Here is a 15,492-nt window from a genome sequence, read left to right on the forward strand (position 1 = left end):
GCTTAGCCTAAGAGGTCAGCCAGGCCGCCTTCGCGGTCAAGGATGTCATCTAAAGACGGAGCTTCGGGTGGGGCTGGCTCGTTATTGCCGCCGCCATTTCCCCTATTGCCGCCGTTTCCATTATTGCCTCCCTGGTTCTCCGGCTGCTGCGACGGGGCATCGCGACCCGCATCCGGGCTTTCCGCAGGTGCTGGGCTGGTCTCTTCTTCAGGGGTGCCATTTTGCGCTGGACCAGTGTAGTTCTGGGTGCTTTGCCCGCCGGCGCTACCACCTGGGTTGTAGGCCGGACCGCCGCCGGCAGAAACCGTGCCGAAGCGCACCGGGTAAGCAGTGGGGAATTGCTGGAATTCCTGGTCCGCCAAGGAGTTATCCAATACGGACTTCCAGATCTTCGTCGGTGCGCCAGCGCCGTACATGATGCCGCCATACTGGTCGAAAATGGCAGAGGTGTTATCGGCCGTACCTACCCACACGGCGGTGGCAAGCTGCGGGGTGGCACCGACCATCCATGCATCCTTATTGGTTCCCGAATCACCGAGCTGGGTCGTACCGGTCTTAGATGCCGAAGCACGTCCGCCCGCCAGCGAGCCGTTGGACCATGCTGCCACTGGCCCCATGGCCTCAAGGACGTTATTGGCCACATTGGCGGAAACGCGGCGCTCGCCCTCACCGTCTGGGTGTTCATACAGAACTTCCCCTGCGGCATTTTCTACGCGCTGCACAAAGTGCGGGTTGTGCCAGACACCCTGGTTCGCAAGAGTAGACATCGCGGTTGCCATGTCCAACGGACGGGACTGGTACTGGCCCAAGACCACACCTTCGAAAGGCTGCTTGCCGTTTTCAGTCAGCGTCTTTTCGATGCCCGGCAGCGAGCGGGCAACGCCCAAAGCGTGGGCCATATCCGCGGTGTCCTGGGTGCCGTTCTTCAGATCGCTCTGCAGGCGCAAATAAGAGGTGTTCAGGGACTGCTTGGTGGCCTCGCGCAGGTCGCATACGCCACAGCCGCCGCCCACGTTGGTGACCAGATCGGAGCCCGGCAGCTGGTACGGCGCCGAGGAGTAGTTGGTATCCAAGCTAATGCCCTGCTGCAGTGCAGCGGCAAGCGCCATAATTTTGAAGGTCGAACCGGTCTGCAACGGGGAGTTGGCGTAATCCCAACCGTTGGAATCATGCCCGCCAAAGTATCCGCGCACCGCACCCGTCTTCGGGTCAATGGTTACAGAAGCTGCGCGGGCATCCTCTTGTAGCGGCGCCAGCTGGTCATCGACTGCCTGCACCGTATTGTTTTGCACGTTCATATCGATGGTGGTGGTAATGCGCAGGCCGCCGGTAGAGACCTGATTTTCCGTAATTCCCACCTCTTCAAGCTCGCGGATGACCTGGTCCTTAATGTGGCCATTGGCACCCGGGGCTTCCGTATATGCCGAATACTCAGAGGGGTAGCGGGTCTCCGGGAAGACCATTCCATCGCGCTCTTCCTTGCTGAGATCGCCCATGTCCACGAGGCCATCAAGCACGTAGTTCCACCGGTTTTCGGAACCTTCCTGGTTCACGCGCGGGTCCAGGCCAGACGGCGACTGGATAAGGCCGGCGAGCATGGCGCCTTCCTCAGGGGTGAGGTCCTTGGCGTCCTTATCAAAATAGGCATTAGATGCAGCCTGGATGCCGTAGGCATTGCGGCCAAAGTAGACCGTATTCAGGTAGGCGTTGAGGATGTCTTCTTTTTCCCACTCATTGGTCATCTTGATGGAGTAGATGAGCTCGCGCGCTTTACGAACGTAGGAGTATTCGTTGCCCACCAGGGTGTTTTTCACGTACTGCTGGGTAATCGTGGAACCACCGCCGGCGGTGTCATTGCCGGTGACCTTACCCAGTACCGCGCGGCCCAAACCGGTGAAGGAAAAGCCGGAGTTTTCCCAGAAGTCGCGGTCCTCAGCGGCGAGCACGGAGTCCTGGACAAAGACGGGTACTTCATCCAAGGTCACGTGCGTGCGGTTGCCTTCCGGCGGTACCAAACGCGCCAGCTGGGTATCGTTATCGGAGGCATAGATGGTAGAGACCTGGTTATTGGCCAGCTCTTTGGGCTCCGGAACGGTGTATTGCGAATAGGCATAGCCAAAAAGGCCTGCAGGCAGTGCCACAAAAACCACTAGGAGAGCCACAACGACCCACGGCCAAATGCGGCGCTTTTTGGGTTCTTCGCCTTCTTTACGGCGGTCCACCTTAGTGGACTCGCCAGTAGATTCCTTCTCGGTCACTAATTCGTGTCCTCATTCATCCCTGGTAACAAACTAAATAATTGCAGCTTACTGCCTAAGGCGGTGCGTCGAAAACTAACACGCGTTAAAAGCCGTTGCAGAACGCAACAAATGATTCCACCGGCAGTGTCTGCAGACCTCCACCTCATGCACGGTAAATTCCAGGCCTTCACCAACAAATTCCGCTATTTCTTGCTCGCTGCGGGCGCTCCCGGCGCGCCGGCCTAGGCTCTCGCCGTACACCCACCGGGTCAGGCGCAGGTTCTCCCCGCAGACCGGGCAGGGTTTATCCATGGTGCGGCCGTGGTGCTCGGCGGCGGCCCGGAGGAGGAAGTCCGCATCGCACACCTCATCGCGCCCCAAGTGCCCGGCGCGGTATTCGCGGACGTGTTGGGTGCGCTCCCATTCGTGAGAAACCTCGTGCTTAAAGGCAACGGAATTCACCCGCATTATCTTAATTTCCTCTTCTTGATCGATCCATATGCCGTCGTGCTACCACCAGGCATAATTTCTGGCCTAACGTTGCGCAGGCACCACACAGCAACGAATTTATAAAGGAGCATAGTGTGTCTGACAAAGTAAAGGTCGCCATCGTCGGCGTCGGCAACTGCGCCACGTCCCTTATTCAGGGCGTGGAGTTTTATCGCAACGCCGCAGCAGAGGAAAATATTCCTGGCCTGATGCACACGCAGTTCGGTCCCTACCACGTCGGCGATATTGAGTTCGTCGCGGCCTTCGACGTCGATGGAGACAAGGTGGGCAAGGATCTTGCGGAGGCTACCCGCAGCTCCCGCAACTGCACCATCACCATCGCAGACGTCCCAGACCTCGGGGTCACCGTTAAGCGTGGCCCCACCATGGATGGCCTGGGCCGTTACTACCAGGAATCCATTACGGAATCGGATGAAGCTCCTGCCGATGCCGCAGCTGCCCTCCGCGAAGCGGGTGCCGAGGTTGTTGTTTCTTACCTGCCGGTTGGTTCCGAAGAGGCGGATAAGTTCTACGCTCAGGCCGCTATCGATGCCGGTTGCGCATTCGTCAACGCCCTGCCGGTCTTCATTGCTTCTGACCCAGAGTGGGCCAAGAAGTTTGAGGACGCCGGTCTGCCCATCGTGGGCGATGACATCAAGTCCCAGGTTGGCGCAACCATCACCCACCGCGTTATGGCGAAGCTTTTTGAAGACCGCGGCGTACGCCTGGACCGCACGATGCAGCTCAACGTGGGCGGCAACATGGACTTCAAGAACATGCTGGAGCGCGAGCGCCTTGAGTCTAAGAAGATTTCCAAGACCCAGTCCGTGACCTCCAACGTGCACAACTCCCCTATCGCTGGCAAGCGCGCAGACCGCAACGTCCACATCGGCCCGTCGGACTACGTGGAGTGGCTGGATGACCGCAAGTGGGCTTATGTCCGCTTGGAGGGTTCCGCATTCGGCGAGGTTCCGCTGAACCTGGAGTACAAACTCGAGGTCTGGGACTCCCCTAACTCCGCCGGCATTATTATCGATGCCGTCCGCGCCGCCAAGATCGCCTTGGACCGCAAGGTTGCCGGTCCAGTACTTTCCGCTTCCTCCTACCTGATGAAGTCCCCTCCAGTACAGAAGGCCGACGATGTCGCGCGCAACGAGCTGGAAGATTTTATTAAGGGAAGCTAATTTTTTCGTCGCGATACTACCGCTAGGCGGTAGTGCACGATAGAATTTAGTTCTATGACGCAACATCATGATGAGACGGCCCCAACGAAGTCCCCGTCCGAATACGAGGACGCGGTAGAGGTAGCGCGGGATATCCAACCGGCGCTCAATAAGTTAATTCTTATTTTCCAGCGCACCGCAGAGGGTTCATCGTTGACTACCTCGCAGGTCTCCATCATGAACCAGTTGCGCTTGCGCGGGCCTTCCCGCGTATCCACTATCGCCCAGGCGGAGCTCATCCGCATGCCCACTGCGTCCAACGCGCTCTACCAACTAGAGCGCCGCGGATTCGTGGAACGCCACCGCGATGAGGAAGATCGCCGCGGGGTGCTGGTTGCGCTCACCCAGCTGGGCGAGTCCGAATTGGCCATAGTTTCCGGCCAACGCGCCGCCGCCCTTGCGGAGATTATGCGGTGGCTCGAGCCCGAGGACTTGGCCACCGCCCGCGAGATGGGTGCGGTCATTTCCAAGCTTGCGGATGTCTACCGCCCCACCATGGATAGCGAATAGCAAGCTTGCGGCGGCGTGCAATTTTAGTTTTGCGGCCACAACAGACGATAATGAGCCTTAGTACTCATTAAACTTTCGCATACATATTCATTCTATGGGCAAAAAATCTAAACAACCGCTGCTGCCGACCCTGCATAAAGGCTCGGCCAAAGAGCCGTTGCGCATCCTCATTTCTTGGAGTCCTTCCTCTTCCGGTACGGAACCCCTCGACTTCGCCGCATGGTTATCGCGCACCGCGGTGATAGAGGTGCGCGTTATTTCCACGGTTTTCCAGCCCTGGACCACGACGTCTTTGTCCAAGCTGGGCGGGAAATACAAGAAGTGGTTCAAAGAGCAGAAGCAAGCATGCGTGACAGCCACCGCTGCGGCCCTGACGGAGGCAGGTATCCCGGAAAAGTACTGGGACGATACGCCCTCCGTGCTTGTCGATGGCCCCTCTCGCCCCCAGCTTCTTACTGAGATGGCCCAAGATTTTCAGGCCGATATTATCCTGTTAGGCCCTAACCAAGCCGCGCCCAAGGGCCGCTTTTTCCCCGGCTCAACTGCGGATACCCTCCTGCACTACTCGCCGCAATCCTTAGGGCTTATCCCCCGCAAGGCCAAGTTGTCGAAACACGGTGTGACCCGCTTTAATTTTGTCATTACAGAGCGCGGTGACCGTGCTGATAGGGAATTATTGGGCGCAGCCGCGCTGGCAGATCGCTGGGATCTGCCCCTGCGCATCTTGGCCTTCTCGGCGGATGACCTGTTGCATTCCCCGTCGAAGGATAAAAGCGATATTGCGCTCAAGCTCACCGCGGAGTGGCACGAGGATTCATTGGCCATGCTCGACCGGGCTCGCGACCACATCCAAGATTCCTTCCCCGAGCTCGAGGTCTCCTCCGAGATCGGCTCCGGGGCCGGGTGGTCCGGTGCGGTTGATTCGCTTAAGTGGAAAAAGGGCGATCTAATGTTGATGGCCTCTGCCCCACAAGGTCCCATCGCGCGGGTCTTTTTGGGTTCTACCGCAACCGAGTTACTCCCTCATATTCGCGTACCGGTACTCATTCACCCCGCGACCGACTAGGCTTTAAAGTATGAGCTCGCGCCCAGAGCACCCCGAAAACGACCTGACGACCGACGCCGATTATGCCAACTTGCGCCGGCCTGAGCCGCAAAGCTTCGATGATTTGGCAGACGAGCCCGATCCCGTCGAGGTAGCCGCCGCCAACCGGCGCTCCACGCGGCAAGCCATCTGGTACATGGTGTCCGTGCTGGTCATCTCCGCGCTGTACGGCTTCGGCGTCGCGCTCTTTTCGCGCCTTAGCGGCGGCCCACTGTGCGACGATGGCACCGCAAGCTGGCTGTGTACCGAGGGCCAAAGAAACTTCTTTGCCATCTCCACCATGATCATCCCGCTGCTGGGCATGATCGGCTGCGCGATCATTATGGTGCGCAAGCTGCGCCGCTACCTGCGCTGGCGCAGCTGGATGGCGATCTTTTGGGTGGTGGCCTTCAACTTCATGATCTGGGCTATTAGCGATATTCAGCTGCTATTGGTGCGCTAACCCCGCACCTAGCTGTCCAAGCTAGCTGGCAAGGCGAAGGGCCACTTCCTCACAATCCGGCCTCCCGCAATGCTGGGTTTCCACATTTTGGATGCAGTCTTCACAGATGAGCACCTGCTGGCGGCACGTGTTCTCATTAATGCAGTTGTGGAAGGTATTAGTTCCCTTGCCGCAGTGCACGCAGTGGCCCAATTGGATAAAGCCCGGGTCCTCTAGTCCTTGGCCAAACTCCTGGTGCATGCGCTTGTCAAAGACATACATGGAGCCTTCCCACAGCCCATCATTGCCGTACTTTTCGCCATAGCGCACGATGCCGCCATCGATTTGGTAGATCTCGTTGAAGCCACGGTTCTTCATTAGAGAGGAAAGGACCTCGCACCGGATGCCGCCGGTGCAATAGGATACGACCGGCTTGTCCTTCATCCAGTCATATTTGCCGGATTCCAGTTCCTCAATGAAGTCATGGGTGGTGCGCACATCCGGCACGACGGCATTTTTGAACTTGCCAATCTCTGCTTCCATGGCATTGCGGCCATCGAAGAATACGACCTCATCGCCGCGCTCTTCTACCAGCTTGTTGACCTCTTCCGGCTTGAGGTGCGTGCCGCCGCCCACGACGCCGTTTTCATCTACCTTCAGCTCGCCCGGCGCGCCAAAGGCCACGATTTCATCGCGCACCTTGACCGATAGGCGCGGGAAATCCTCGGCTCCACCATCGGACCACTTAAACTGCATGCGCTTAAAGCCCGGGTATTCACGGGTTTGGCGCACGTAGCGCTTGCAGGCATCCATGTCGCCGCCAACGGTGCCATTGATGCCGTGTTCCGAAATGAGGATGCGACCCTTCAAGCCCAAGGACTCGCACAGGGTGCGCTGCCACAGCATGACGGCGGTCGGATCCTCGATGGGGGTAAAGCAGTAATACAGGAGAACTTTGCCGATAGTCACGCCCATAATCTTAGGCCCGCTACCGGAAAGATCCCCAATTCCTTAGCGTTTCTGGTAGAGCGCTTTCTTGCGGGCGAAGGCCGGATCCGAGGTCACGAGCACGCCAAGGTTGCGGAAGATTCCCTCATCCACCGAGCCCAGGATGGTGGTGGTGTGGACGTCGCAGCCGGCGAGCTCCTTGATCTGCTCCAGCGCCTTGCGCGCATCCTCGTCCTTCGCGGCGGATACGGATAGCGCGATGAGCACCTCATCGGTGTGCAAGCGTGGGTTGGAAGATCCCAGGTGCTTCGTCTTCAGCGTTTGGATTGGCTCTATCGACTCCGGCGAGAGCAGGTGCGTTTCGTCATCGATGCCGGCTAAATACTTGAGGGCATTGAGTAGCATCGCCGCGGAGCACCCCAGCAGCGGGGAGGTGCGGCCGGTGATGATGGTGCCATCGTGCAGCTGCATTGCGGAGGCGGGTCCATCGGTTTCCTCCGCGCGCTTGCGGGCCGGGCCAACCACAGGGCGGTCATCGGCCTTAATGCCGGCCTTTGCCATGACGACGGCGGCGCGCTCGGACTGCTCATCGCCCAGCCCGGCGCGGGCTTCTTCTACTTTGGCCTTGAAATAGCGGCGGATGATTTCCTGCTGTGCGGCGGCGCGGCAGACCGCATCATCGGTAATGCAGTAGCCGGCCATATTCACGCCCATGTCCGTGGGCGATTCGTATGGCGTGGTGCCGGTGAGCTTTTCCAGCAGGGTCCGCAGCAGCGGGAACGCCTCGACGTCGCGGTTGTAGTTCACCGTGGATTCGCCGTGGGCGCTCAAGTGGAAGTGGTCAATAATATTGGAATCATTAAGATCCACCGTGGCAGCCTCATAGGCGAGGTTGACTGGGTGCTCGAGGGGAAGGTTCCAGATGGGGAAGGTTTCAAACTTGGCATAACCAGCGTTATTGCCGCGCTGGTGCTCGTGGTAGACCTGCGATAGTGCGGTGGCGAGCTTGCCGGAACCAGGACCTGGGGCGGTCACAACGACCAAATCCCGGGAGGTTTCGGCAAATTCGTTCTTACCAAAACCATCCTCAGAGACAATGAGGTCAGTATTCGTGGGATAACCAGGGATAACGCGGTGGCGGGCAACCTTGAGGCCGAGGCGCTCAAGCTTTTCGATGAACGCCTCTGCCTGCGTATTTCCGTCTTCCACCTGGGTCATGACGATGTTTTCGACCAAGAAGCCGCGGCTGCGGAATACGTCCACTAGGCGCAGGAGGTCGTCTTCATACAGGATGTCTAAATCGGCGCGTACCTTGTGGCGGGCAATGTCTTTGGCATTGATGCACGGGAGGATTTCAATGTCCTCTTTAATGCGCTCCAGCATGGCGATCTTGTTATCCGGGGTAAAGCCCGGCAGCACGCGGGAGGCATGCATATCATCGAAAAGCTTGCCGCCCATTTCCAGATAGAGCTTTCCACCGATTTCTTCGCGGCGGGCCTGGATGTGCTTTGACTGCAGCTCTATGTATTTTTCACGGTCAAAACCGATTTCATGCGTCATGATTTATCGACCCTTCAATAGAAATAAAATCAATCCGCGCTTTGAGTTTACTCTTTTTCATTCCCCGGCGCCACGCGCCCTAGTTGGGGGCGACCAACTATTTCACTACACTGAAGTTATGCCTGAAGGTCACGTGATCCACCGCCTAGCCCACACTCTCAACGCGGACTATCGCGGGATGCCGCTCAACCTGACCAGCCCGCAAGGCCGCTTCGCCGCTGAGGCGGCCATTCTGGACGGTACAGAAATCGACCACGCAGAGGCCTTTGGCAAGCACCTCTTCGTGCACTTCACCGCCGCGGACCCGGAGCATATCCTCTATATTCACCTGGGGCTCATCGGCAAGCTCAGCTTCGAACCGCGCGAGGAAACCCGCGGTCAGATCCGCATACGCATAGACAATGGGACGCAGGCCGCACAGCTGCGCGGGCCCCAATTTTGTCTGCTGCTTACGGAGGAGGACTACCAGGCCCGGCTGACCAAGGTAGGACAGGATCCGCTCCGCGCCGATGCCGACCCCGAAGCCCTGTGGGCCAAGGTACACAAATCCCGCCGCAGCATAGGCTCCCTCATGATGGACCAGCACCTGTATGCCGGTGTGGGCAATATCTACCGCGCGGAGGCCCTCTTTCGCGCCGGCCTCTCCCCTTTCACTCCTGGCAAGGATGTTTCCCGTGAAACATTCTTCGCCATCTGGAAAGACCTGGTAGAGCTCATGAACTACGGCGTGGAGCACGGCCGCATCGATACCGTGCGGGCCGAGCACTCCCCCGAGGCCATGGGCCGCGACCCGCGCAAGGATGATCACGGCGGCGAAGTCTACGTCTACCGGCGCGCGGGCCTATCCTGCTATGTCTGCGGCACGCCGATTGCAGAGCAGGTAATGGAGGGCAGAAACCTCTTCTGGTGCCCCACCTGCCAATCCGCTGCTTAAGGCCTATAGTGGCGGGCATGCGACCTGCCTATAGTGTATCCGCCGTTCGTTCCGCCGAGTCCGCGCTCCTCGCGCAGCAGAGCCACGATGATGAGCTCATGCGCCTGGCCGCGCAGGGCATTGCCGCCACGGCGAAATCCATGCTGACAGGCCCAGCGCCTCGCCGCATCTCCATCCTGGCCGGGCCTGGCGGCAATGGCGGCGATGGCCTTTATGCAGGCGCTTTCCTCGCCGAGGAGGGCTATGGCGTCGAAGCAATCCTCGTCGCCGGTTCCGCGCACGACCCAGCGTTGCAGGCCTTTAAGGCCGCCGGAGGAACCATTACTGAGCAACCGCGCGCGGAGGCCACAGGCCTGCTTATTGATGCCGTCGCTGGCCTTAACTCCACCCGCGGCCTCAGCGGAGCGGGTCTTGCCGCGTACCGCGCGGCCAAGCAGCACGATATCCCGGTGCTTTCGGTGGATATCCCCTCTGGCATCAACGCCGATACGGGCGTGGCCGCAGAGAACGCGGTCGAGGCAACGATTACCGTGAGCTTCGGTTGGGCGCGCGCCGGTCACGTCTTCGCCCCGGAATGCGGCACGGTGGTCCTGTGCGATCTGCAGCTGCCCAACGCGCCGCGGTCCTTCGCGGAGGAACTAACGGCCTCGGCGGAGCCAGCGGGCTATATCGCCAACGAGCCCACCATCGATCTCCCCTACCAGTGGCCTGCGGAGCCCGTGCTTGCCGATGTCCACTTGGGCCACGTCACCGCCCCCAAGCCCGTGGGCTGCACAGGGCCCATCGTGGACCCCACTCCCCACGCTTCAAGCACGAAATACACCGGCGGGGTCACCGCTATCTGTGCTGGCAGCAGCGCGTATCCCGGCGCGGGCATCCTGGCGGCTACCGGCGCGGTGCGCGCCACGCCGTCCATGGTGCGGGTGATAGATAACGATGCCGTGGTCCCCCACTTGCCCGAGGTGGTTCCTCACCCGAGCGCCGAGGACAAGGTACATGCCCAGGCGTGGGTAGTAGGCCCTGGCCGCGGCACCGATGAAGCAGCGGCGCGCGAGCTCCGCACCGTCTTAGATCGCGAGCTGCCCACCATCCTGGATGCCGATGCCCTGACGCTGCTCGCCCAGAGCGCTGAGCTGCGCGATCGTGTCCGCACCCACCCGCGGGTCATCCTTACCCCGCACGCCGGCGAGTTCCGCCGCCTGTACGAGGCCGCCCTCGGCCGCGAGCTCGATCTCAGCGAGGGCGTGGGCCCGCGCCAGCGCGAGCTGGCCGAGGACTTGGACTGTTTTATCCTGCACAAGGGCCGGATCACCACGGTGACCGCGCCCGACCAGGCCATCTATGGGATGAATGCCGGTCACTCTTATGCGGCCACCGCAGGCTCCGGAGACGTATTATCCGGCATCCTCGGCGCCACCATTGCGCAGGTAAACCACGCGAAGGCCGATGCCGAGTACATCATCATGGAGATCCTCCACGCCGCCGCCCTACACCAGCACGCCGCAGCCATTGCGGCACATACCCCCGATGGTTTTGGCATTTGTTCCGCTTCCCAGATTGCCGCGGCGATGCCCCAGTCCATCGCCCGCCTGCTAGTTATGCACCGTTAACGTCCTGCTTGCTCACGCGGCCGTCTTTGACCTCGACCACGTGGTCGGCGAAGGTGAGCAAGGAACGATCGTGGGTGACCAGCACGGTGGCGGTGTGCAGCTCCTGGGTAATATCGCGCAGCAGGCGGATGATTTCCTGCGAAAGGTGGGAGTCGAGGGCGGAGGTGGGTTCATCGGCAAGCAGCAGGTTCGGCTCATCCATTAAGGCGCGCGCGATATTGACACGCTGGCCCTGGCCGCCGGAAAGCTGGCCGATGCGGCGATTGCCCATGCCCTTAAGGGCAACGAATTCTAGCAGCTCATCGGCGCGATCCTTGCGCAGCTTGCGCCCGGCCATGTGGTCCATGATGAGCAGCTGATCGCGCACCTTGAGCGAGGACAGCAGGTTGGACTGCTGGAAGATGATGGAGTTCGTGCCGTCGACCTCGACGGTGCCGGAGTCCGGCGTGATGAGCCCGGCGCCGACGGAGAGCAGCGTGGACTTACCGGAACCGGACTCGCCCACGATGGCGGTGAGGGTATCGGAGTCGGCGCTAAAGGTGGCATTATCAAGCGCCGTGGTCGTCGTCGTACCGTCCTGGAAGGTGACGGTGGCGTTGCGAATATCAAGAATGGTGGACATTTTAGGCATTTCCTCCCAATGCATCGAGGGGGTTGGCTTTGGCTACGCGGCGGGTGGAGACTAGGGCACCGGCCATGCCCAGGATCCAGATGCCGACCGCGGGAACGATGATGGTGCGCACGGTTACGTCGAAGGGGACGGTGCCAGAGGCCAACAGGCCCAGTAGCCAGCCGACGAATGCGCCGAGGATGGTGCCGGCCGCCAAAATCAGCGCGGCTTGGGCCAGGGCATCGCGCAGCAGGTAGCGCACCGAGGCGCCTAAGGCGCGAAGGATGGAGAGATCGCGGGTGCGCTGCAGGGTCCACACCGTCAGGAAGGCGACGGTGACCAGGGCGGAGATGCCGTAGAGGAAGCCCTGCATGGTCAGCAGCGAACCGCGCTCGGACTGGTAAGCGGGCAGGCCGGAGAAGGAATCAGACATCTCGACCGAACCGGGTACCTCTTCGGAGTGCAGGGCAACCGTGCCGACTACCCCCTCTGGGGCATGGCTTACCTTTTGCCAGGTCTGGGTAGATACCCACACCACAGGCGAGTGGGAGAACTGCGTTTCGGCAACGGTGCCCTCTACGGAAAGGTCTACTCCGCCGATATTCACGGTGCCGGAGGCATCAATCGTGTCAGACAGGACGGCGCCATCTTCCGGAATGGTGGCGTTAGTATTGGGGATGGTCGTACCGGCCGGAAGGCCCATCACGCCTACCGCGCCCTCGCCCTCCAGCTTGGTTTGCGCGGTGCCCAAGGCAATCGCATCCCCGGAAAGATCCTTTTCATGGATCTCGGACTCGTTATAGGCGGGCTCTTCGGTAGAAAAGCTGACGTAGGGGTGATCTTGCGCCACGGCCTCAAGCGCCGAGGTATTTTGCTTGGACAGGCCCTCCGTCAGGCCGGAGAGCATAACCAAAAGCAGGGTAATAAGCGCTACGGTGCCGCCGATGAGCCCGAAGCGGCCGCGCGCAGCGGTGATTTCACGAATAGCTAAGAACATACTTCTATAGTCCCTTTGTGCAGGTCAGAAGTAATCGACGGCCTAGTTGAACCTCCAGTCAACCAACTGGTTGATCCCTCATCCACCCTCCGGCAGATACTGTAGGAAATTGTGTTTTCTGGACAGAAATTATGGCTCTGGGGCCTACACGCCATGTTCGCGTTTCTGCTGCTTTTCGGCGTGGCCCGCGCCTATATCGATGACCGCTTGGACGCCCGCGCCATCCTTTTGGCCATCGGCCTAGCCGCGGTGTACGCGGCCGAGCGCTGGCTTCCCACCTGGCTCTGGCTCACTGGGCTGTGCCTGCTCTGGTTGGGGCTGATGGTCCACGCGCAGGATTTCATGTGGCTCGAGTTCCCGCTCATCTTCGTCTTCCTGCGCGCCTTGCCCAAGTGGCCAGGCCTTATCTCCATCACGGTGCTGTGGGCGGCGGCCGCCTTCATCCCCGCGTGGCTGCATCCGGATGGCTGGTCCATCGCCGCGGCCATGGGCCCGCTTATCGGCACGACCTTTGCAGCGGGCGTGTTTTATATCCAGCGCCGCTTGCAGGCGGAGGCGGCGCATCACAGGGACATCGCCAAGCAGCTGCAGGAAACCCAGGCGGAGCTTGCAGCCAGCGAGCACCAGGCCGGGCGCCTAGAAGAGCGCGAGCGCCTCTCCCGGGATATCCATGACACCGTGGCCCAAGGGTTGAGCTCCATCCTGTTGCTATCCCGCGCCGCCCGCACGACCGATGATCTAGAGACCAAGGACGAGCAGCTCGCCGTCATCGAGGACACCGCTGGTGAGAACTTGGCCGAGGCCCGTCGCTTCGTCCGCGAGCTCGCCGGTCCCGATGAGCGCCTAGAAACCCAGCTGGATTCCATCCTGTCGCAGATGCGCCGACGCGCGGAGGCTTTGGGCGAGGACACCACCTTCGACCTCGTCGTTTCCGGTAGCGGCAGCGTTCCCAGCGATATCAAGCAAGTGGTCGTGCGCGCCGCGCAGGAGGGCCTTAATAACGTGATCAAGCACGCGCACGCCTCCCGCGCGGTGGTCACCCTGGGCCTTTTTGAGGATGCAGTCACCCTGGACGTCGTGGATAATGGGCACGGTGTAGTTGAGCCCCCGCGCCACGGCGGCGATAGCGGCTTTGGCTTGCAAGGATTGTCCCAGCGCGTGGAGAGCGTCGGTGGCTCCCTGAGCCTCGAATCCGGCGATGGCACCGCCCTTGCCATTAGAATCCCCCTCAAGGAGCAGCCCCATGGTTAATGTCATGCTTATCGATGACCACCCCGTCGTCCGCGCCGGGCTGCGCGCGATACTCAATACGTTTGCCGATGTCCGGGTGGTCATGGAAGGCGATAATGGCGCGGACGTGGACAAGCTCTGTGCCGATGACGCCCCCGAGGTCGACGTCGTGGTCTGCGATATCCAGATGCCGGGCGTCGATGGCATCACCGCCACCAAAAAGCTGACCGAGGCCGGCGGCCCACCCGTGCTCATCCTCACCACCTATGACACCCAGGCCGATATCCTGGCCGCAGTTGAGGCCGGCGCGATGGGATACCTGCTCAAGGATTCACCCGAGGAAGAGCTGCACGAAGCGGTGCTCAATACCGCCGCGCGCCGGCGCACCCTCGCCCCAGAGGTGGTCAACCTCCTGGCGCAGCGCGTGGGCCAGCCCGAGCAGTCCCTGTCCACGCGCGAGCTGGAGATCCTCCGCGCCCTCGCGACCGGCTCTTCCAATAAGGAACTAGCCAACCAACTCTTTATTTCTGAGGCCACCGTGAAGACGCACCTCATTCACATCTATCAGAAGCTGGGCGTGGACACCCGCACGGCCGCGGTGACCGTAGCCCGCGAAAGAAAGCTCATTTAATGCTCGATTGCATCGTTATCGGCGGCGGGCAAGCCGGCCTGGCCACCAGCTATTACCTGCGCAAGAAGGGGCTCGACTTCCAGATCCTCGATGCCGAGCCCTCCCCCGGCGCGGCCTGGCGCCACGCGTGGCCGTCGCTCACGCTATTTAGCAATAGCGCCTCCTCCAACCTGCCCGGCTGGCCGATGCCCCACCACGAGGGTTTCCCGCCCGCCAGCCACGTCATCGATTACTTCGCCCGCTACGAGCAGCGCTATGACCTTCCCGTACGCCGGCCGGTGTGGGTCCAGGAAGTCACCCACGATGGCGAGAACTTTCATGTCACCACCGATGACGAACACCTCACCGCGCGCACGGTGGTGGCAGCCACGGGCACGTGGTCCTCGCCGTTTATCCCCTACTACCCCGGTTCCTTTGCCGGGCGGCAATGGCACTCGGCGGTCTACCCCGGCCCCGATCCCTTCCGCGGTGAGTCCGTCGCCGTTGTTGGGGCGGGCAATTCCGGGGCGCAGATTGCCGCAGAGCTCGTGCTCTCCGGCGTAGAGGCCACTTGGTTTACGGCAAATCCGCCGCGGTGGATGCCCGATGACGTTGACGGCCGCGTGCTTTTCCAGCGCAACCGCGCCCGCCTCAACGCCATGATGCGGGGCGAGCCCGATCCCGGCGCGGATACCAACTTGGGCGATATTGTCGTCGTTCCTCCCGTCAAACGCGCCCGCGATGAGGGCTTGCTCGAGGCCTCCCCCATGTTCTCTAACCTCGATGAGGTGAAGGCAGATCACCTCATCTGGTGCACCGGGTTCCGCCCGGCGCTGGGGCCTTTCCGCGCGCTTCTCGATGGCCGCACCCCCACCGTCGAAGGCCTGTTCCTCGTCGGCTACGGAACCTGGACCGGCCCCGGTTCCGCAACCATTACCGGGGTGAGCCCCTTTGCCAAGCAGACCGCGGGGGACATCGCCAAGCTCTGCTCCCCCGACCTTTAGC

The 15,492-nt window shown here is 61.0% G+C and carries 15 protein-coding genes; 9 read left to right on the forward strand and 6 right to left on the reverse strand.

Going from position 1 to position 15,492, the window contains the following annotated elements; genetic code table 11:
* Window positions 1-2: 2 nt before the first annotated feature.
* Both ABRP66_RS07715 and ABRP66_RS07720 read right to left on the reverse strand, forming a co-directional pair.
* A complete protein-coding gene (locus ABRP66_RS07715) occupies window positions 3-2,258 on the reverse strand; it encodes a transglycosylase domain-containing protein (RefSeq protein WP_349838538.1) in 2,256 nt (751 codons plus the stop codon).
* 75 nt (window positions 2,259-2,333) lie between these two features.
* Complete coding sequence (locus ABRP66_RS07720) at window positions 2,334-2,708, reverse strand: DUF5318 family protein (protein ID WP_284771260.1); 375 nt, start codon at window positions 2,706-2,708, stop codon at window positions 2,334-2,336.
* A 116-nt stretch (window positions 2,709-2,824) separates the two neighbouring features.
* Between ABRP66_RS07720 and ABRP66_RS07725 the strand changes: the two genes are divergently transcribed.
* The 4 genes from ABRP66_RS07725 (at window position 2,825) to ABRP66_RS07740 (ending at window position 6,009) form a co-directional block, all read left to right on the forward strand.
* Window positions 2,825-3,913, forward strand: a complete 1,089-nt coding sequence (locus tag ABRP66_RS07725; protein WP_284771261.1) for an inositol-3-phosphate synthase — start codon at window positions 2,825-2,827, stop codon at window positions 3,911-3,913.
* Window positions 3,914-3,967: 54 nt separating this feature from the next.
* The gene (locus tag ABRP66_RS07730) at window positions 3,968-4,462 is read left to right on the forward strand and encodes a MarR family winged helix-turn-helix transcriptional regulator (protein ID WP_284771262.1); all 495 of its coding nucleotides are present in this window, start codon (window positions 3,968-3,970) and stop codon (window positions 4,460-4,462) included.
* Between the two features lie 94 nt (window positions 4,463-4,556).
* Window positions 4,557-5,528 (forward strand): universal stress protein, encoded by a 972-nt coding sequence (locus ABRP66_RS07735; protein ID WP_284771263.1) that lies wholly within the window; start codon window positions 4,557-4,559, stop codon window positions 5,526-5,528.
* Window positions 5,529-5,538: 10 nt separating this feature from the next.
* The gene (locus ABRP66_RS07740; RefSeq protein ID WP_284771264.1) at window positions 5,539-6,009 is read left to right on the forward strand and encodes a hypothetical protein; all 471 of its coding nucleotides are present in this window, start codon (window positions 5,539-5,541) and stop codon (window positions 6,007-6,009) included.
* 21 nt (window positions 6,010-6,030) lie between these two features.
* On the opposite strand, the gene trhO is transcribed toward ABRP66_RS07740, so the two are convergent.
* Window positions 6,031-6,957 carry an oxygen-dependent tRNA uridine(34) hydroxylase TrhO gene (gene trhO, locus ABRP66_RS07745; RefSeq protein WP_349838539.1) on the reverse strand — a complete coding sequence of 309 codons (927 nt, stop codon included), beginning with the start codon at window positions 6,955-6,957 and terminating at the stop codon, window positions 6,031-6,033.
* A 42-nt stretch (window positions 6,958-6,999) separates the two neighbouring features.
* Window positions 7,000-8,496 (reverse strand): DUF1846 domain-containing protein, encoded by a 1,497-nt coding sequence (locus tag ABRP66_RS07750; protein WP_284770827.1) that lies wholly within the window; start codon window positions 8,494-8,496, stop codon window positions 7,000-7,002.
* A 118-nt stretch (window positions 8,497-8,614) separates the two neighbouring features.
* Here ABRP66_RS07750 and ABRP66_RS07755 point away from each other — a divergent pair, with 118 nt between their 5' ends.
* Window positions 8,615-9,430 carry an Fpg/Nei family DNA glycosylase gene (locus ABRP66_RS07755; protein ID WP_284770826.1) on the forward strand — a complete coding sequence of 272 codons (816 nt, stop codon included), beginning with the start codon at window positions 8,615-8,617 and terminating at the stop codon, window positions 9,428-9,430.
* Window positions 9,431-9,447: 17 nt separating this feature from the next.
* Window positions 9,448-11,040, forward strand: a complete 1,593-nt coding sequence (locus ABRP66_RS07760; protein ID WP_284770825.1) for a bifunctional ADP-dependent NAD(P)H-hydrate dehydratase/NAD(P)H-hydrate epimerase — start codon at window positions 9,448-9,450, stop codon at window positions 11,038-11,040.
* Here ABRP66_RS07760 and ABRP66_RS07765 read toward each other — a convergent pair.
* Together ABRP66_RS07765 and ABRP66_RS07770 are read right to left on the reverse strand one after the other, a co-directional pair.
* Complete coding sequence (locus tag ABRP66_RS07765; RefSeq protein ID WP_284770824.1) at window positions 11,027-11,662, reverse strand: ABC transporter ATP-binding protein; 636 nt, start codon at window positions 11,660-11,662, stop codon at window positions 11,027-11,029. The two genes, ABRP66_RS07760 and ABRP66_RS07765, sit on opposite strands and share 14 nt — an antisense overlap.
* 1 nt (window position 11,663) lies before the next feature.
* Entirely contained in the window at window positions 11,664-12,647 is a 984-nt protein-coding gene (locus ABRP66_RS07770) for an ABC transporter permease (RefSeq protein WP_284770823.1), read from the reverse strand.
* 153 nt (window positions 12,648-12,800) lie between these two features.
* On the opposite strand from ABRP66_RS07770, the gene ABRP66_RS07775 reads away from it, so the two are divergent.
* The 3 genes from ABRP66_RS07775 to ABRP66_RS07785 are packed head-to-tail and all read left to right on the forward strand — an operon-like array spanning window position 12,801 to window position 15,491.
* Window positions 12,801-13,898, forward strand: a complete 1,098-nt coding sequence (locus tag ABRP66_RS07775) for a sensor histidine kinase (protein WP_284770831.1) — start codon at window positions 12,801-12,803, stop codon at window positions 13,896-13,898.
* Window positions 13,891-14,508 carry a response regulator gene (locus ABRP66_RS07780; RefSeq protein ID WP_284770822.1) on the forward strand — a complete coding sequence of 206 codons (618 nt, stop codon included), beginning with the start codon at window positions 13,891-13,893 and terminating at the stop codon, window positions 14,506-14,508. Before ABRP66_RS07775 ends, ABRP66_RS07780 begins: the two co-directional genes overlap by 8 nt.
* Entirely contained in the window at window positions 14,508-15,491 is a 984-nt protein-coding gene (locus tag ABRP66_RS07785; protein ID WP_284783151.1) for an NAD(P)-binding domain-containing protein, read from the forward strand. Before ABRP66_RS07780 ends, ABRP66_RS07785 begins: the two co-directional genes overlap by 1 nt.
* Window position 15,492 lies beyond the last annotated feature (1 nt).

This window comes from Corynebacterium sp. KPL2680 (assembly GCF_040225675.1).
In the GTDB taxonomy this organism is placed as follows: Bacteria; Actinomycetota; Actinomycetes; order Mycobacteriales; family Mycobacteriaceae; genus Corynebacterium; species Corynebacterium rhinophilum.